The organism is Labrenzia sp. THAF35 (assembly GCF_009363595.1).
Taxonomy (GTDB): domain Bacteria; phylum Pseudomonadota; class Alphaproteobacteria; order Rhizobiales; family Stappiaceae; genus Roseibium; species Roseibium algicola.
The window spans coordinates 6,152,054-6,170,751 of sequence record NZ_CP045380.1; the positions used below are offsets into that span (position 1 = coordinate 6,152,054).

The following is an 18,698-nucleotide window of genomic DNA, read 5'->3' on the forward strand; positions in this document are numbered from 1 at the left end:
AAGCAGGACGAAACCGATGTCTGGTTTGAAACTCTTCCGGTATGTGGCCTGGGCTGCTGTTGCCGTGCTCGCTGTCGTGTCCGGTGTTCTGGTCTATCAGCAGACTGCCGGCAACAAGGGCACCGGTGCCTTGATCGAGCCGCTTGCGGCCATTGGCGGCCCGTTCGAACTTGTCAGCGGCACAGGCGAAACGGTGACCGACGAGACCTTCTCCACCAAGCCGACAGTGATGTTCTTCGGCTTCACCTTCTGTCCGGACGTCTGCCCGACCACCCTTTCCGAACTTCAGGGCTGGATGGCCGAACTCGGACCGGATGCGGACAAGCTCAACTATGCTTTCGTCACTGTGGATCCGGAACGCGATACGCCCGAAGTCATGCGTGACTATGTCTGGGCATTCGACAAGCGTATCGTTCCGCTGACCGGTTCGCGGGAACAGATCGATGCGATGCTGAAGGCCTATCGGGTCTATTCCAAGAAGGTGCCACTTGACGATGGCGACTATACGATGGACCATTCCGCTGCCGTCTACCTGATGAGCGCCGACAACAAGTTCGTCGGAACCATTGCCTATGGTGAGGCGGAGGAAAATGCCCTGAAGAAGCTGCGCAGGCTGATCGACAACGCGCCCGCCTCTTCCTGAGGCGATAGCTGGAGCAAGCCGGACACGATGCGCATGCCGCTGTTCATGGGACTGACCGCCGGCGCGACGGGCCTCGTCGCGCTTTCGGCGTTTCTGTGGCTGTATGCCGGTGAGCGGGTTTATGCCGACCGCCTGATCTCGGCAATCGCCGGCTGCTTCTGAAGGCTGCATGTCCAAACAACGCCTCGACCAGCATCTTGTCGATACGGGTGTCTTTCCGAGCCGCGCACGGGCGCGTGACGCAATCCTACGCGGAACGGTGAGCGTCGATGGTCATCTATGCACCAAACCGGCGCAGAAGACTTCGGCGGACGCCAGCATCACGGTTGAAGATCCCGCTTCCGGTTATGTCAGCCGGGCCGCGCTGAAGCTGATCGAAGGCCTCGACCGGTTCACGGTCGACCCCACAGGCCGGATCTGCCTCGATATCGGCGCGTCCACAGGCGGATTTACCCAGGTTCTGCTGGAACGTGGGGCCAACAAGGTTCACGCCATCGATGTCGGGCATGGTCAGTTGCACGACAGTCTGAAGTCAGACCCGAAGGTGGCCGCACGCGACGGCCTCAACGCCCGGGACCTGACCTCACAGGACCTTGGAGGAGACGCTCCGGCTCTACTTGTCTCGGATGTCAGCTTCATCTCGCTAAAGCTTGCCCTTCCTCCCGCTCTTGCGCTGGCTGCACCGGGTGCTGAAGGCGTCTTTCTGGTGAAGCCGCAATTCGAGGCGGGCAAGGACAAAATCGGCAAAAGCGGTCTGGTCGATCCGGCAATTGCCGAAGAGACCGCAAAATCCCTGCAAGCTTGGCTGGGCACCATTCCCGGCTGGCAGGCAGGCGACCTCGTCCCCTCGCCCGTCAAGGGTGGTGACGGCAATGCGGAATGGCTGCTCTACGGAAAGAAAGCCGACTGAGGGCTGTCGCCTTTCATCTCCTTCGACGTCTGGTGAAAGCGCAAAAGCCTGTTTCCATCAAGGGAGCGGAAAGCACGTCCCATGATCAAGACTTGCCCAAACCCCTACTTGGCGTTATCGCTCGCCCATGAGCGAGAGAGAGATTGAAATCACCACGCTCGGTCACCGCGGCGACGGCGTTGCCGAGACGGAGACCGGGCCGATCTACGTGGCCGGGGCCCTGCCCGGGGAAATCGTCCGGGCGAAAGTCGTGGACGGGCGCGCCCAAAAGCCTGTGATCGAAAAGCCGTCACCGGACCGGATCGAACCCGTGTGCCGTCATTACTCCGCCTGCGGCGGCTGTTCCGTACAGCACCTTGCGGAAGAGCCATACCTTGTCTGGAAAAGCGGGCTGGTCGAAAAGGCCTTGCGCGACCGTGGCATCGAGACCGAAGTTTCCGGGACGGTAGCTGCGACCATGGGGGGGCGCCGCCGGGCTGTACTGACGGCCACCCGCGCCGGACGCCACACCTTGCTCGGTTACCATGAAAAGGCCAGCCACAGGCTGGTCGATATCGCCGAATGCCCGGTGCTGGACCCGGTCATCGTTGAAGCGCTGCCCGGCCTCAAGTCCCTTGCCTCGGAAGTGCTGCCGAAAAAGGGTGAACTGCGGATGACCGTCCTGGTAACGACCACCGGTCTGGATGTGGCTCTCGACAAGGCCGACAAAGGATACGAGCGCAAGATCCCGGCCCTGTCGCAAAAGGTCGTCGATCAGAACCTTGCCCGGCTCTCGGTCAACGGCGAAGTCATTCTGGAGCTCCGCCCACCGCTGCTCGACATGGGCGGCATCGGTATTGTTGCCGCGCCCGGCGGGTTTGCCCAGGCGACGCTGGCAGCGGAACATGCGCTTTCCAAGCTGGTAATTGACGGTGTCGGCAAGGCCAAGACAATTGCAGATCTCTTCTCCGGCGTCGGCACATTCGCGCTCAGGCTCGGCCGACAGGCAAATGTGCATGCGGTCGAAGGCGATGCTGCGGCACTGGCCGCCTTTGACAAGGCCCTGCGCAAACCCCAAGGCCTGAAGAAGGTAACCTTTGAACGGCGAGACCTGTCACGCAGGCCGCTGGTGAAGGAAGAGCTGGAGCCTTACGACGCCGTGGTTTTCGACCCGCCGCGCGCAGGCGCTCAAGCCCAGGCAGAGCAACTGGCGCTATCCAAGGTCAAGACGATTGTTGCCGTCTCCTGCAATCCGGCGACGCTTGCCCGGGATCTGCGCATCCTGCTCGACGGCGGCTACGTGCTGCAAAGCGTCACACCAGTGGACCAGTTCCACTATTCGCCCCATATTGAAGCAGTGGCGGTGTTGACCAGACCTTGATCAGGGAGTGAGCCATGAGCGCGGCGGATGAGGAATTCGGACCTGTCAAAGGAACCCGCAGCCTGCCGCCGCTCCTGAGCCTTGCCCGGCGAACGCGCTATGCGCTTTACCAGGGCAGCCGGGTCGCGCTCTACACCCTTCATTCCGAAGCCATGCGGCGGATGAACCGGGATCTCCAGAAACAGCTTCCGGAAACGCCGAAGGTGGTGCCGATCGGCCCGGTGCCGAGCCAAAGGCGCATGCTGTCGGACATCGTCAAGCTTTTTGCGGATGATCTGAAGTCCGTCGAGGACGGGATTTATCCGCTGCCTTCCGATGGCACCATGACGCCGGGCGAGCTGATCGCGACCAGCCGTGCCTTCTTCAAGGACGTGCCGGAGGTGGCACGCCGTCGCGCAAGCGGTGCACATCAGGAGGTCAATGCCACCGAAGGATTTGCCGCTGCACTGCCGCGCTATTACCGGCAGAATTTTCACTTTCAGACCGATGGCTGGCTGTCGGAGGAAAGTGCCAGGCTCTATGACTTCCAGGTGGATGTGCTTTTTTCAGGTGCCACTGCCGCCATGCGCCGACGGGCCCTGGTACCTTTCGCCAGGATCTTGCGCCGCAAGGACCAACGCCACGTTTCGTATCTTGATATCGCCTGCGGCACCGGAGGTCTCTTGCGGCCTGCCCTGGCCGCATTTCCGCGCCTCAAGGGCACGGGGCTCGATCTGTCGGAACCCTATCTGAACGTTGCCCGTGAGCGCCTGCCGTCGCGCCGTGCCGGCTATATCTGCGGCCTGGCCGAAACCCTGCCGTTTGCGGACAATTCTCTCAACGTCGTATCCTGCGTCTTCCTGTTCCATGAACTGCCGCCGAAAATCCGGCGTCAGGTCATCTCGGAGGTCGCACGCGTTCTGAAACCCGGCGGCTCCTTTCTTTTCGTCGACAGCCTGCAAACCGGAGACGTGCCGGAATATGACGGCCTTCTGTCGGTCTTTCCGCAGCTTTTCCACGAGCCCTATTTTACCTCTTATCTCAGCGAAGACCTGACGGGTATCGCCAAGGCCGCAGGGCTTGAAGAGAGCTGGATGGTGCCTGCCTTTGTCTCCCGCGTCGCGGAGTTTATCAAAAGCGACTGATCTTTCAGTAATACTGAAAAATCTCGTTCCTTCTCTTGAGACTGAAAACAATCAGGCGTATATCGAACGCCATGAGATTGGATCTATGGCTCTTGCAGACAGGGGAAAGCCGCAGCGCCTTTGCGCGCCGCGCCAACCTGTCGCCTGCCTCCGTAACCGCCCTATGCAACGACCCCAATGTCTGGGTCTCGCGGGATATGGCCCGCAAGATCGCCATTGCCACCAATGGCGCCGTAACCCCCAACGACTTTCTCGGACTGTCTACAACCAAGGAGCATCCCGTGTCCCAGGCCCGTGTCGCAGAAGCAATCCGCGCATTCGAACGTGGAGAAATGGTGGTCGTGACTGACGATGACGACCGCGAGAACGAAGGCGATCTGATTGTTGCCGCCGCCAAGGTCACGCCGGAACAGATGGCCTTCATGGTGCGTCACACCTCAGGCATCATCTGTGCGCCGATGACGGTTGCCCATGCACGGCGCCTGCGTCTTGACCCTATGGTTGCCGAAAATGATGCTCCGCTTGCGACCGCTTTCACCATTTCCGTGGACTACCGCCAGGGACTGACCACCGGCATTTCGGCCGAAGAGCGCTGCTCTACCGTACGCGCACTTGCAAACCCCAATGTCGGCGCTGACGACTTCGTCCGCCCCGGGCACATCTTCCCGCTGGTGGCCAAGGAAGGCGGTGTCATGATCCGCTCCGGCCATACGGAAGCTGCCGTCGACCTGTGCCGTCTCGCCGGACTGGAGCAGGTTGGCGTCATCAGTGAGCTGGTCAACGACGATGGCACCGTGAAACGCGGCCAGCAGGTTGCCGAGTTTGCAGCCGAGCACGACTTGAAGATGGTTTCTGTTTCCGACCTGATCGCCTGGCGCCAGCGTACCGAGAAACTGGTGGAACGGGTCAACGAACAGCCCGTCGACACGGTTTTCGGCCCGGCCTATGCCACCACCTATTCCACCCCGTATGACCCGATGCACCATCTGGCCATCGTCTACGGCGACATTCTGGACGGCCGCAGCGTCCCGGTGCGTCTGCAACTGGAATCCGTGCTCGATGATGTCTTCGGAGACGTCCAGCCACTCGACCAGATCATGAAACACTTTGCGGATCGAGGCCGGGGTGTCATCGTCTATCTCCGCGAAGGGTCGGTGGGCGTTGCCCGTCAGTCCAAGCGGCCGAGATCCGACTTTGAAGCCGCTGATTCCGAGGAACACAGCTCCGCACAAGCTAGACAGGAACAATGGCGTGAGGTCGGGCTTGGTGCACAGATCCTGAAGGACCTGGGCGTCAGTTCAATTCGCCTGCTGGCCTCCCGTGAGCGTCATTACGTTGGGCTGGAAGGCTTCGACATCAAGATTGACGAAACAGAGATCCTCGACACCTGAGGATCCTTCGGAAGGGGCCTTTCATGGCGGCGAACAAAGAGGCAGTCAAACAAGAGGAAAACGTGAAGCCGACACCGGTGCCCTTCACCGTCGGCTTTAACCGCAGTCAGAGCGAAAGCATTGTCTACGGCAGCCTCATCCTCGGCATTCTGTTCGCCGTGATCGGGATTGTCGGCAATCTTCCCTTGCTGGCCCTCGCCGCCCTCGCCCCGCTCGCAATTGCCTTCTGGCACTATCCGATGATCGAAAAAGGCAAGCCACAGCTCGGCGCCAACGAAGACGGGCTTTATGTGGAACGCATCGGTTTCATCGACTGGGCCGCAATCCGGATGACGGACGTCAAACGGACGTCCGTCCGCAACATTGAGCTGGTCCGGCTGGACGTCCTCCTGACCCGTTCACTGGATGACGCCGTCACCAAGGCACAGACCTTTCCGGTCTGGAAAAAGTTCATGATGCGCAACTGGAAGCGCACGCCGCGCGAGCATGGCCGGGAGCTGATTGCGATCAACCTGCACACGCTTGCAGCCGACCCGGAAGAAATCCTGAGCCGCATCCGCGCCTTCAAGTTTGTCTGAGATATCGCGGCCCCGGCACCAAGCCGGGCCGCAATTTATTGGAAAACGACCAAACCAAGCCTGCTCATCATGATCATCCCGGCGGGGCAAAGCCGGAACCGGGATGAGGTGAGACGAGCAGACCCAGGCAACCCTACATCAGGTTTTCCTTGAAGAAGTCGACGGTTCTCTGCTCTGCGAGCTTTGCAGCCTCTTCGTCGTAGCGTGGTGTCGTATCGTTATGGAAGCCGTGGTTCACGCCCGGGTACATATGCGCCACGTAGGTCTTGCCGTTGGCCTTCAGAGCTTCCTCATACGCCGGCCAGCCTGCATTGATACGCTCGTCCAGCTCTGCATATTGCAGCATCAGGGGCGCTTCGATCTTGGAGACATCCGCAGGATCCGGCTGACGTCCATAGAAAGGCACGCCCGCGGCAAGCTCCGGATAGGCGACCGCAATTGCATTGACCACACCGCCGCCGTAGCAGAAACCAACCGCCCCTACCTTGCCGGTGCTGTCGTCACTGTTGAGGAGATACTCGAAGCCGGCGAAGAAATCGTTCATCAGCTTGGTGCCATCGACCGTACGCTGCAATTCGCGACCCTGATCGTCACTGCCCGGATAGCCGCCGACCGAGGTCAGTCCGTCCGGCGCCAGCGCCATGAACCCGGCCTTGCCGAGGCGGCGCGCGACATCCTCGATATACGGATTGAGCCCTCGGTTCTCATGCACGACCAGCACCGCCGGCAGCTTGCCGGTCGAACCTGCGGGCTTCACCAGATAACCGTTGACCTCGCCATGGCCGTTTGGTGACGGGTAAGTGATGCGTTCGGTGACGATCCCCGCATCATCGGGAGCAACCTGTTGTGCCAGCGCATAATTGGGAGAAAGCTGATCCAGCAGCATGGCCGCCGTCAGTCCACCAACCGCGAATTTTGCTGCCCCGTTCATGAACTCGCGCTTGGTAATCTTTCCATGCGCGTAGAAATCATAAAGATCCAGAAGCTCCTGAGGAAAGTCCTTTGCCGTCATACGGCGCACAGGCGTCATTTCATTCATGTCATTACTCCCTGAAATGCATGAGACGTCATGCTGGAGATAAAACTAGAGAGATGACGGGCAAGGTCCATGGCCCTTGCCTTCCGGAATTGTAACGAGTTGTAACGCTGCGAAGCTGCCCGTCAGCCGATCTGGCCGCGATGACGCAGGAAATGGTCCGCCAGAACGCAAGCCATCATCGCTTCGCCGACCGGCACCGCGCGAATGCCGACGCAAGGGTCATGCCGGCCCTTCGTCATGACGTTGACCTCTTCACCCTTGCTGGTGATCGACTTGCGCTCGGTGAGGATCGAAGACGTCGGCTTGACCGCGAACCGGACGACCAAGGGATCGCCGTTGGAGATCCCGCCCAGAATGCCGCCTGAATTGTTGCTCAGGAAGACGGGCCGGCCGACATCATCAAGGCGGATCTCGTCTGCATTGTCTTCACCGGTCAGGCTTGCGGCATCGAACCCGTTGCCGACCTCGACCCCCTTGACCGCATTGATCGACATCATCGCAGCAGCAAGATCCGTGTCCAGCTTGCCGTAGATCGGCGCGCCCCAACCGGCGGGAACACCTTCGGCAACGACTTCGATGACGGCACCGACGGAAGACCCGGCCTTGCGGATGCCGTCCAGATAGTCCGCCCAGAATGCGGCGGCCTTTGCGTCCGGAGAAAAGAAGGCGTTGTTATCGACTTCCGCCCAATCCCAGTTGGCCCGGTCGATCTTGTGCGGTCCAACCTGCACCAAAGCGCCGCGAACGGTTACGCCCTGCAACACCTTGCGTGCGACGGCCCCGGCGGCAACACGCATGGCGGTTTCGCGCGCCGAGGACCGGCCACCGCCACGATAGTCGCGGATGCCATATTTGGCGTCGTAGGTGAAATCGGCATGGCCGGGACGGAACCGGTCCTTGATCTCCGAATAGTCCTTGGAGCGCTGGTCGGTGTTTTCCACGAACAGCGAAATCGGCGTCCCGGTCGTTTTCTGGATACCGTCCTCGTCAACCATGACGCCGGACAGGATCTTCACTTCATCCGGCTCGCGCCGCTGCGTGGTGAAGCGGGACTGGCCCGGCTTGCGCTTGTTCATGAAGCCCTGAATATCGGTTTCCGTCAGGGGAATGAGCGGCGGGCAGCCGTCCACCACGCAACCGATAGCGGGACCGTGGCTTTCGCCCCAGGTGGTGACCCGGAAAAGATGACCAAAACTGTTATGCGACATGAACGGTGACCGAGGCTTGCAATTGAACTGTCAGGCGCCGAGCGATACGCCATCGCGCCCGCAAGCTCAAGCCCGCAGCCGGGAATACAGGTATTTTTGGCAAGTCCATTCGTCCACCACCCTTGTCAAAATTAAAGGCAAGTAGATTTCGAATGGAAGCTGGCGTCCTTGGTACGCGTTTCACGATGTCTTGAATTAACGACCTAGGAAATCGCGCGAACCGTTCGCAAAAATTCGACCCTTGATTTGCTAATCCTTAAACCTCTACCGTTATTACACGTTGGGATCTAATAAACACCAAGAGGCAAAACGTTGCGGATCAGGGGCTGGCTGACTGGACTGATCGTATTTCTGCTGGCACCCAGCCTGCTCTTTGCCTCACTCTGGTTTCATAATAAATTCGAGAAGGTCAACTCGATCGACCACAGCCTGGCCGGGCTGCACCTGATCGAGGCACTCGGGCCGCTGATGCAGGAGAAAGCGCTCACCGGCAAGATCAGGGAGACGCCGGTCCAACTGCGCGAACGCCTGGAAACACTCGGGGGAAATGAGCTTTCCGCCGACCTCGTTCAGCCGCTCGACACCTTCCTGAACGAAGGCAATATTCCGCTCGCACTTCGGCAGGCCCGTATCCTCGCCTCGATGATCTCCCAGGTCACCAGGCTGAGTTCGACTTCATCTTTCGAGACCGCAAAACTTCCGCATCTGATCACCGACACCATGCCGACCGTCGTGATCGAATCCGCGATCATGGCAAGCAATGCGAAAAGCATTTCCAGCCGGGGCGAGATCAATGTCTGGGACAAGATGCTGATCCCGGTGCAGGGAGGCCAGTACAAGATTGCCGCCGACGGGGCGTCGCGGGACACGGTTGATTACTTTAACGACCTGACCGGTGAGCAAGCCGATCTCTTGCAAAAACAGGCGAGAGCCTTCCGGACAACGAACGTCGCCTTTCAGACCGCAGGCTCGAAACTGCTCTCTTCTACTATCACCGCCTCAAAGGGGGCGGATGTCATCGCCCAGCCCGTGGTGGAGATGCAGCCGGCCCTGGTCAGTGCCGCTTTCGACCTTTGGCAGTCCACCGTCGACTATCTCCTGATGGACCTGCAGAGGCAGCGATCCGAGACACTGTTTGCCGTAACACTTGCCGGACTTGTCGGCGGACTGGTCATTGTTGCAGCTTTTGCAATCGCCATCGCCCTGTCGCGCGCACTTGCCGACAGGACGCAGCAGGAATTCGAAAATCTCGGATTTCACGATCCCCTGACCGGACTGCCGAACCGCCGCGCCCTTTTGAATACGATACGCAACCTGCCACCGGCAGAGCCGGGAACGCGCACGGGTGCGATCCTGATCGACTTGCGCCAGTTCAAGAAGGTGAACGACCGGTTCGGGGACCACAACGGCGATTCACTTCTGCGCCAGGTGGCCGAACAGCTGACCCAGCACGCGGAACCGGAAGACTTCCTGTGCCGGACTGGCGGAACGGAGTTCCTGTTTCTGCGTCCGCGCCTCAAGAAGGCGGCGCAGTTCGAGCAACTGGCTTTCACACTTCTCCAGGAAATTGCGACCGACCGGTTCATCGGCAACAACAGATCGGCGATCGAGGCGAATGCGGGCATCTTCATCAGCAGTCCGGGCGAGCAGGTCTTCGATCATTTGCTGACCGATGCGGCTCTGGCCCTGAGGGCGGCCAAGCAAAAGGGGCCGCGCAAGTTCGATCGCTTCACCCCGGCAATGCGCGCTGCCTTCGAGGAAAGCGACGAGATTGCCAAAGAGCTGCAGAATGCGCTCAAGAACGGCAATATCGTTGCCTGGTTCCAACCGCAGGTGAATATTCACACGGGCGAAGTTGTCGGCGCAGAAGCCCTCGCTCGGTGGATAGATGACGACGAGATCCGGTATCCAGGCTCTTTCCTGCCCGCCGCAATGGAAGTCGGGTATCTGGAGGAGATCGAAGAGGCCGTGCGCAGCCGGGCGCTGAAGTTTGCCGCCAGCCTGAGCGGCAAGACGAGGCCAGCCATACATCTGGGCCTGAACGTGACCGCCAGTCTGCTGACAAGCGCCAAGGCGGTGGATGCGCTCCACAGGCAGGTGCTTGACCTGGGACTTCAGCCTGCAGATGTCAGCCTGGAAATCCTGGAAGCGGTGATGATCGACGAAATCACGGCCACCCCCATCAAGCAGAATATCGCCCGCCTGTCGGAACTGGGGTTCTTCATCGAACTGGACGACTTTGGAACCGGCCATTCAAGCATTTCGAGCCTGCGCGATCTGAAGGTTGACCGGGTCAAGATCGACAGGAGCTTCATTTCCGGCGTCGATGCCGATCCCGCCCTGCAGAAATTCACCAGTGCGCTGATCAATCTTGCCAAGAGCCTCGACATCAGTGTCCTTGCCGAAGGTGTGGAAACCGAAGCCGAGCGTGACTGGCTGAAACGCCACGGATGCGACGTCATCCAGGGGTTCCTCATATCAAAGGCCGTTCCCGACAGCGACCTTGCGATGATGATCCTGAAACAGAATTTTGCACACCCGATGCCCGCCCTGGAACGACACGGCCCGCTGCGCAGTCAGGCCTGACCGACCGCCTTCGGCACCATGTTCGCCTGCCGTTTCTTGAATTCGGCAGCTGCAAGAGAAAACCCGCCGTCAGCCCCGTCGACGAAATGGATATGCCGGCTTTTGCCGATATCCTCGACAAAGCAGGTCATCAGGGCGGACGTGGACACATGCAGCCCGAACACCAGATCCCCGGCGGCGTATCCAGCTTTCAGATAGTCTTCGACCCCTGCAAACTGCTCCGGTGTCAGATCCAGCACGAGCTGCAGGCTGTCGCCGACCTTGCGATGGTCAGTGTTGAGGCCAAGTTCGGGAAAGTATCGTTTCGGGTCAAAAGGGCCGATGCGCCAGCCCGTGTGATAGCTGATGACGAAGACCATCGCCTCCAGCAACGCCTTTGCCCATCCGCGGAAGTCTTTTCCCGGTGATCCCAGGCGCACCTCATGACGCGTGCCGGTTGGTGGAAAGCGAAAACGAAGACGCGTCTTGTCCGCCAGTCTCATCCGGCTGTCATCCCTCGAGGGATCATAACCGAGTTTATCGGCCAGCCCCCGCAGGACATCCTGCATTGGAATACGTCCGGTCGGCTTGACGATCAGGGAAACGATGTGTCCGTTTCGTGAAGGAAGCGGTTCCCATCTGCAGGAAAGCCCGTCGAGCGGCGGTAACGCGGCATCGGGGAGAGAGATCTCAAACGGCCGTGCTTTTTCCGGATCTTTCAGAATATTGTCCGCGACGGCCAGGCCCTCCCCCAGGATCATGGCCAGGTGATTGCCCGGGCTGAGCTGGTACTTGCGCACACGGACGTCGCCCCCAAGATCCCGCAGATGAGCGACCGGAATTGCAGCGGCGCGCAGCTCCAGTTCCATGACCTGGCGCGCCAGACCGACAACGCCGGCCAGCGCGTCGCTGGCTGCCTCGACATCGTGTTCGGACACCACCAGCATTGCGCCATCTCCGCCGAAGACAAACGGTACACGGTCGCTGCCGATCCGGTTCAACACCGCGGCGATCACCGCGGCGCCAACCATGTTGACTTCCTTGTACCGGCCCTGTGCGACCGCATCGCTGGAGCGGACTATGTCGGCAGCAAGAACGTACCAGTCGTCCGGCACCGGCCGGTAATCGGCCAGATCCCCGACCGTGCTGAAATCTGAAAAGCTTGGCAGTTCGCTATAAAATTCATTGGCGGACACGGCACCTGACCCGGATTGTCTCCAGGTTCCCTCGCAATCGCTGTAAACATCTACGCCGCAGCTGCTTCGCCCGATCACCGTCACTGGACAAGCCCGAGGCACGGATGGTCGGGGGCTCCTTTGCAGTGCCCAAGGTCACACGTAAAGCGGCCTTCACATGCGTACATTTCGAACAGCAAACGCTCATGGCCCGTTGTACCAGAGGAAACCGAAATGACGTATTCAAGAACCGCTTTCGATCAGGATCTACTGACACTTTCCTACAATCACTATGAGCTGAACGAGCTGAGGCAGAACCCCTGGGACACTAACCGGACCCAGTTTGAATCACCTGGAGATGCAAACAGCAAGATCAGCCTGTCACACATATCAAGACACACCGCGTGGGCCGTCTATGACAAGGTCGCCCGTTCCGGTGGCGAGATGTATGTCGGGAGACTGGCGCAGACCCAACAGCTTTACCGGCGCTTCAACCTGGAAGACCCGACGCATTTCAACCTGACCCCCGGTCTTCCGATCAATGTCCAGAAGCTTGCCCGCTGGTCGGTGTGCATCAACGACTGCTGGATCCTGGGGGCGATTCACACCCACAAGAAATTCTGCCTCGTTACCAAAATCCGCAATCCGGGTGAAATTTACGATTACGGACGCGGCTTCTTCATCGTGACAGGGCGTGAGCTTTATGGCCTGAGCAAGTTCGGCTATGAGCCGGAACGGGAATGGGGAAGTGTGATGACCTTTGTCTGCACCAACAAGCAGAAGGCCGACCGTGCGACGCTCACGAATTACGCCACCCTCATGGGACAAGCTGCCAATAGCGTTGTCGCAAAAGCGAAGATTTCTCTTTATGCCCAGGGTATCTACTGAGCCAATGGAGGAATGCCGCAGATCCTTGATATGGCGGATTGGTTCCGGCTTGTTTCAAGACTGGATTGGTGAGTTCCGCAGACAGAACTTTCCCGCATGCGGACCTGCAACAGCTTGTCGCAAACTACGACCGAACGCCGACGAAGGGGCTGTCAAACGATCTCGAAAGCGCCCTTACGCCAGACAAAGACCTTGTCCTGCGGCACATCCAGCTTGGGAACGGAAACCGAGTCCAGCCCTTCCAGCAAGCCGCGCAGAACGCGGAAGACACCGCCATGCGACACGACGACCGAAGGCCGATCAACGGTCACCAGCCAGCGCCCGATGCGCTCGGCCAACATCTTGTAGCTTTCGCCCTTGGGTGGAATGAAGCCCCACTTGTCGGCGCGGCGCTGCAGGATCAGATCCTGCTCTTCCTCTGCCAGTTCTTCCAGCGTGAAGCCTTCCCAGTCGCCGAAGGTGATCTCCTTGAGCTGGTCTTCAAGGCGGTAGGCCTCCACCGGAAGGTTCATGGACTGGCGTAGCAACTCCATTGTCGACCGTGTGCGGTGGAGCGGTGAGGATACGAAATCCAGACCGGCGGGATCGATCATCTCCTGCTCCAGAAACGCTTTGAGACGCGTGCCATTGCCGCTGGCCTGGCCGCGCCCCGTGTCGTTCAGCGGAATGTCCCTTTGCCCTTGCATGCGCCCTTCGAAGTTCCAGTCCGTCTGGCCATGGCGGACAAAGATCAGGAACTCCGGATCGTGCAGCCTGGGCAGCAGGTCGGATTTCGGGGCACTCAGCACAGCTGTCATCTCAGTTTCCGGTATGCGGGATCACCCCTGGCGGGCGGGGCCGGACAATATGAAAATGGCCGGTGTGAAACCGGCCATTCGAAACGGTCAATCCTTGACGACGGAAATGTCCGGGGCGTCCACCGCCTTCATGCCGACAATGTTGTAGCCGCAGTCGACGTGCTGGATCTCGCCGGTAACACCACGGCCGAGGTCTGACACCAGGAACAACGCGCTGTCGCCGACTTCCTCGATCGTCACCGTGCGGCGCAGAGGAGAGTTGTATTCGTTCCACTTCAGAATGTAGCGGAAGTCGCCGATACCGGAGGCAGCCAGCGTCTTGATCGGTCCGGCAGAAATCGCGTTGACGCGAATGTTCTGCGGGCCGAGGTCCATCGCCAGATACTTTACGCTGGTTTCCAGCGCGGCCTTGGCAACGCCCATGACATTATAATGCGGCATAACCTTCTCGGCGCCGTAATAGGTCAGCGTCAGAATGGAGCCGCCGTCGGGCATCAGCTTCTCGGCGCGCTGGGTGACAGCCGTCAGCGAGTAGCAGGAAATGTCCATGGTGCGGGCGAAGTTATCGGAAGACGTATCGACGAAACGGCCGGTCAATTCGGATTTGTCGGAGAAGGCAACGGCATGGACGAGAAAATCGATCTTGCCCCATTTGTCTTCCAGCGTCTTGAAGACCGCATCGATGGAGGCGCCATCGGTCACGTCGCAATGGCCGACAACAATCGCGTTCAACTGGTCTGCCAGTGGCTCCACGCGCTTCTTCAACGCATCACCCTGGTAGGTCAGAGCCAGTTCAGCTCCCGCGTCGGCCAGTGCTTTGGCAATGCCCCAGGCAATTGACTTGTTGTTCGCCACACCCATGATCAGGCCGCGTTTGCCATTCATCAGTCCGCGCGTTTCCGCCATCGTCGTCTCCGAAAGAATTCCAATACCACCCCAGCGGGCTGGCTTCCTATGGCACAAGGGGTTTGTTCCTTCAAGAGACACGGTGACGGAATGAACCGTCGACGCCAGCGCTTTCAGACACTATGTTGGCGCCCGAATTTTACTGTCAAACTTCACGAGGACCCCGCTCATGGAGCGTACTGCCCATGCCGACCGCTTCGCCGAGATGATCGGCGCAGCCAACGTTCTGACAAGTCCGGACGACCAGGCTCCCTACCTCACCGAATGGCGCGACCTGTATCAGGGCGTCACTCCCATGGTGCTGCGCCCGGGCAGCACCGAAGAGGTGAGCGCCGTCATGACCTATGCGTATCAGAACGATCTCAAGGTCGTGCCGCAAGGCGGCAACACCGGCCTTGTCGGTGGCCAGATTCCGCAGGAAACCGGGGATGAAATCGTCCTTTCGCTGTCACGCCTCAACAAGGTTCGTGCGGTAGATCCGGCCGGCTTCACCATTACGGCCGAGGCCGGTGTGGTGCTGGAGACGCTTCAGAATGAAGCTGAAAACGTCGACAGGTTGTTCCCGCTTGCGCTCGGGGCTCAGGGCTCCTGCCAGATCGGCGGCAACATTTCCACGAACGCGGGCGGCACCGCCGTTCTGGCCTATGGCAACACGCGCGATCTGGTTCTGGGCCTCGAGGTGGTGCTGCCGACAGGGGAGATCTGGAACGGTCTCAGAACCCTGCGCAAAGACAATACCGGTTATGATTTGAAACAATTATTTATCGGTGGTGAAGGCACTCTGGGCATCATTACAGCCGCAGCGCTGAAACTTTTCCCCAGGCCCAAGAAGCTTGAGGCCGCTTTTGTCGGCCTGCCGGACCCGCACGCCGCCCTCAAGCTGTTCACCCTTGCCAAGGCACAGGCCGGGCCGGTTCTGACCGGCTTTGAAATCATGCCGCGCGTTGGCGTCGAATTCTGCCTGCGCCACCTGGAAGGCGCACGAGACCCGCTCGAGGGAGAACATGCCTGGTACGTGCTGATGGAGCTGTCCAGTGGTTCTGAAGCCTTTCCGGTGCGGGACCTGATGGAGAGCATTCTCGGCGAAGCATTTGAAGAAGGCCTGGTGGAAGACGCCGCCTTTGCCCAGAACCTGACCCAGCTTCAGGATTTCTGGCACATCCGCCACGGGATGTCGGAAGTGCAGAAGCCCGAGGGAGGCTCGATCAAGCATGACGTTTCCGTGCCGGTTGCCTCGATCCCGGACTTCCTGGACAAGGCCATGGCCGCGGTAGAGAACTTCGTGCCCGGATGCCGGCCTGTTCCGTTCGGTCATATCGGCGACGGCAACATCCACTTCAATGTCAGCCAGCCGGTGGGCGCCGACAAGGAAGACTACCTGGCGAAATGGGATGAGATGAACACCATTGTTCATGGCATCGTCGGCGAGTTCGGCGGCAGCATCTCCGCAGAGCATGGCATCGGCCGCCTCAAGCGCGATCTCCTGAAGGACGTCAAGCAGGGGATTGAGCTGGATCTCATGAAGCGGATCAAGGACGCATTCGACCCCAAGGGACTGTTGAACCCGGGCCGCGTCCTCTAGGGCGCTTCGCCTGCTCTTGAAGGCAGACATTACGTCCGCACGTTTGAAAGCCGGTCATCGGCAGAATTCGACAAACAAGAAGTGCCGGTGCCAAAAGCGCCGGCATTTTTTTGCGCTGTCCGAACCTCTCAAGTCAAAGCGGCTTTGCCAGCGTGGCCTGCATTCCAAACCCGCTTCAATGAGGGATGTATTCTTAAAGCTTTATTCAGCACTCTTTGGTTGCATTATTGTGAGATTACACGAAAAAGTATCTCATTTCTGAGCGCAAGACTTCCGCAAAAACCCTTTATTTCAGGCGACCCACCATGACGACAACCAAATGGACATGTTCCGTCGACAGCAATGGAACCGCAAATCTTTACTGCGAACTCACCGAAGACGGACAGCAGCCCACGACCGAGAAGGTCAAATTAAAAGGGGTCTGCTATTCCCCGGCCCCGATCAACGGCTCCAACTCCTATGCCCCTGCTCTGGGGGACTGGTATTGGGACGACTTCGAAGCAGGCTCCACTTTCATTTCCAGCTGGTCACCCTTGCTGTCCCGCGACTTCCCCAATTTCAGAAACCTCCACAACAATGCACTGCGGGTCTACTGCATGCTGTCACGGCAGCTGGAAGGCAACGGAACCTTCCCTTCCCCCTGGAACAACGGTCACTATTTCACGCATAAGAATTTTCTGGACCTGGCCTGGGACAAGTCTGCTCCGCCAGAAGCAAAGATGCGCCGGTCTGTCCTGGTCGGCATCCCCCTGCCTGCCACGATGTTCTGGAAGATCCAATACGACCAGGCCTCACAGGTAGAGATCGACTACTGGACGAATGTCCTGCGGGAGACCGTCAGATCCGTAGCAGATCATCCGGCGGTGATGGGGTTCACCATTCAGAACGAACAGGACGGCGCCGACGTTTGCTACAACAATCCGGAATGGGCCACTTTCTGGTGGGGCCAGGTGGAGAAAATGGCAGCCATCGTCAAGGAAGAAGCTCCTGGCAAGCTGGCCGGCATGGCCACCCACGACGACCCGAACATTCCCCTGAAGGCGTCCTCCTACATGGAGAACTGCCCGAGCATCGACTTCTGGGGCGTCAACACCTACCAGACCGAGACCTTTGAAAGCATCTTCAAGGACTACGGCAGCCTGCCGCCAAAGGCGTTGAAACCCGTTCTCTTCACCGAGTGGGGCATGCCGGCAACCAGTCACCGGGACCCGAACAACCCCGGAACCATTTATGCCGACGATCAGACCTGCAGCAAGGCGGCGCAAGTTGCGCAGAAAATGCTGCCTCAGGCCTTTGCTCATCCGCTTTGTATCGGGCTTTACTACTTCGAATATTGCGATGAACTGTGGAACCAGCCTGAAGCTCCCAATATCTACACCTGGTGGGGCGGCCCGCCTGCGCCCGGTTTCCCCAACGGATACTGGGACAACGACGGCTTTGGCCTCGTTTCGGTGCAACGGGGTCTCGGCCTGCCCAACGACGCGCCCATCTGGGCGAACACCGGCCCAAATTTTCCGATAGATGTGCACACGAACAGAAACAATCTGTTCTCGACTGTTGCGAATGTTTTCAAGACGACAACTTGAGCTGACAAGCTGCGGAGCCGGCGCACCCCAAGCCGGTTTCGCCACGTCGGCGTAGCCGAACTTCGTGATTTACTGATCTCTACTTGGAAAGCGCCAGGTATCGGCTATGTAAAAGCACCTAGTGCCGGGAAGGCCTGCTCCGCCCGCAACAGCCTCAAGGGATCAATTGTCAAAACTGGCAGGTTGCCGAAGTTTCCCAGGTGCTGGGGATAAGGTTCGTTCGATCTGCCAAATACGAATGCCCCATCAACGTATGCATTGATACGGCCAGGATCCTGATCTGTCAGCAATTTACGGATACGGCAACCAGGCCCGGGTTCTGGTTTTGCCGGTCATAAAGCCTGTTTTCAGGCACCCCATTTTCCCCAGCTTCCACCACCATACAGACGTGCCAGACCGGTTGGGTGGAACGTTAGCCGATTCAGTGACCATGTGACGGGTGAACCGGCGCGTACGCACCCCTGTCATAAACGACATTATCTTTCGATTTAAGCCGGCTTTTTCCTTGGCTAAACTTCTTAATTTGACAGCGTCCGTTTGAAAACTCGCAGAAAAAATCCTGAAAAGTTAAATTTCTCCTAAAATCGTCTTCAAGCTCACAGGCAGAGCGGAAACAGCGACAGGAGAACAACTGGGTCGGGACTTGCGGCATGTCCTGACGATGACGAAACGCAAGATTCGCTATGTAAAATTTACATGCGCAGCGCCCGTCATCTACAAAAATTACAATATGAAACGTCTATGACCTCATAAAAATAAGCTATTTGTAAATATGGTAAGCAAAAGGTTAATGGTGTTTCATAGGCGCTAATAAGCCATCCGGTCTGGAGACCCAAAATGGGCAAAAGACCTAACGAAAGAAACGGGCAGCGAGGCGGAACGTCGTTGCTCATAGACAGTGCACGGGGGGGAGCGGTTCCAAACGGTCCCTCCAATGGAGGCCACA

General features: G+C 58.9%; 16 protein-coding genes. 11 read left to right on the top strand and 5 right to left on the bottom strand.

Annotated features, from left to right (window positions below):
• Positions 1-16: 16 nt before the first annotated feature.
• From FIU93_RS28290 to FIU93_RS28315, 7 genes are all read left to right on the top strand, one after another.
• Positions 17-643, top strand: coding sequence for an SCO family protein (locus tag FIU93_RS28290; protein WP_075283310.1), 627 nt, complete (start codon positions 17-19; stop codon positions 641-643).
• Positions 644-676: 33 nt separating this feature from the next.
• Positions 677-805: a hypothetical protein gene (locus tag FIU93_RS31800; RefSeq protein WP_267479109.1), complete on the top strand. Its 129-nt coding sequence runs from the start codon at positions 677-679 to the stop codon at positions 803-805.
• A gap of 7 nt (positions 806-812) precedes the next feature.
• On the top strand, positions 813-1,553 hold the full coding sequence (locus FIU93_RS28295) for a TlyA family RNA methyltransferase (RefSeq protein WP_152507450.1): 741 nt from the start codon (positions 813-815) through the stop codon (positions 1,551-1,553).
• Positions 1,554-1,680: 127 nt separating this feature from the next.
• Positions 1,681-2,913 carry a class I SAM-dependent RNA methyltransferase gene (locus tag FIU93_RS28300; protein ID WP_152507451.1) on the top strand — a complete coding sequence of 411 codons (1,233 nt, stop codon included), beginning with the start codon at positions 1,681-1,683 and terminating at the stop codon, positions 2,911-2,913.
• A gap of 14 nt (positions 2,914-2,927) precedes the next feature.
• Positions 2,928-4,037, top strand: a complete 1,110-nt coding sequence (locus tag FIU93_RS28305) for a class I SAM-dependent methyltransferase (RefSeq protein WP_152507452.1) — start codon at positions 2,928-2,930, stop codon at positions 4,035-4,037.
• Between the two features lie 71 nt (positions 4,038-4,108).
• Positions 4,109-5,428, top strand: a complete 1,320-nt coding sequence (ribB, locus tag FIU93_RS28310) for a 3,4-dihydroxy-2-butanone-4-phosphate synthase (RefSeq protein ID WP_031269683.1) — start codon at positions 4,109-4,111, stop codon at positions 5,426-5,428.
• A 23-nt stretch (positions 5,429-5,451) separates the two neighbouring features.
• A complete protein-coding gene (locus FIU93_RS28315; RefSeq protein WP_055658017.1) occupies positions 5,452-6,006 on the top strand; it encodes a hypothetical protein in 555 nt (184 codons plus the stop codon).
• A 133-nt stretch (positions 6,007-6,139) separates the two neighbouring features.
• Here FIU93_RS28315 and yghX read toward each other — a convergent pair whose 3' ends face one another.
• Positions 6,140-7,027, bottom strand: coding sequence for a YghX family hydrolase (yghX, locus tag FIU93_RS28320; RefSeq protein ID WP_152507729.1), 888 nt, complete (start codon positions 7,025-7,027; stop codon positions 6,140-6,142).
• 140 nt (positions 7,028-7,167) lie between these two features.
• Positions 7,168-8,253: a chorismate synthase gene (gene aroC / locus FIU93_RS28325; RefSeq protein ID WP_023001871.1), complete on the bottom strand. Its 1,086-nt coding sequence runs from the start codon at positions 8,251-8,253 to the stop codon at positions 7,168-7,170.
• A gap of 312 nt (positions 8,254-8,565) precedes the next feature.
• On the opposite strand from aroC, the gene FIU93_RS28330 reads away from it, so the two are divergent.
• On the top strand, positions 8,566-10,839 hold the full coding sequence (locus tag FIU93_RS28330) for a bifunctional diguanylate cyclase/phosphodiesterase (RefSeq protein WP_152507453.1): 2,274 nt from the start codon (positions 8,566-8,568) through the stop codon (positions 10,837-10,839).
• Here FIU93_RS28330 and FIU93_RS28335 read toward each other — a convergent pair.
• The gene (locus FIU93_RS28335; RefSeq protein WP_075283314.1) at positions 10,830-12,014 is read right to left on the bottom strand and encodes a DUF3095 domain-containing protein; all 1,185 of its coding nucleotides are present in this window, start codon (positions 12,012-12,014) and stop codon (positions 10,830-10,832) included. The genes FIU93_RS28330 and FIU93_RS28335 overlap by 10 nt on opposite strands.
• Before the next feature lie 213 nt (positions 12,015-12,227).
• Here FIU93_RS28335 and FIU93_RS28340 point away from each other — a divergent pair, with 213 nt between their 5' ends.
• Positions 12,228-12,881 (top strand): hypothetical protein, encoded by a 654-nt coding sequence (locus FIU93_RS28340; RefSeq protein ID WP_023001874.1) that lies wholly within the window; start codon positions 12,228-12,230, stop codon positions 12,879-12,881.
• Positions 12,882-13,033: 152 nt separating this feature from the next.
• Here the strand turns inward: FIU93_RS28340 and FIU93_RS28345 are convergent, their stop codons facing one another.
• On the bottom strand, positions 13,034-13,678 hold the full coding sequence (locus FIU93_RS28345; protein ID WP_152507454.1) for a histidine phosphatase family protein: 645 nt from the start codon (positions 13,676-13,678) through the stop codon (positions 13,034-13,036).
• A gap of 87 nt (positions 13,679-13,765) precedes the next feature.
• On the bottom strand, positions 13,766-14,584 hold the full coding sequence (fabI, locus tag FIU93_RS28350; RefSeq protein ID WP_023001876.1) for an enoyl-ACP reductase FabI: 819 nt from the start codon (positions 14,582-14,584) through the stop codon (positions 13,766-13,768).
• 169 nt (positions 14,585-14,753) lie between these two features.
• Here fabI and FIU93_RS28355 point away from each other — a divergent pair, with 169 nt between their 5' ends.
• The gene (locus FIU93_RS28355) at positions 14,754-16,166 is read left to right on the top strand and encodes an FAD-binding oxidoreductase (protein ID WP_152507455.1); all 1,413 of its coding nucleotides are present in this window, start codon (positions 14,754-14,756) and stop codon (positions 16,164-16,166) included.
• A 305-nt stretch (positions 16,167-16,471) separates the two neighbouring features.
• Positions 16,472-17,752 (top strand): hypothetical protein, encoded by a 1,281-nt coding sequence (locus tag FIU93_RS28360; protein ID WP_152507456.1) that lies wholly within the window; start codon positions 16,472-16,474, stop codon positions 17,750-17,752.
• Positions 17,753-18,698: the final 946 nt, after the last annotated feature.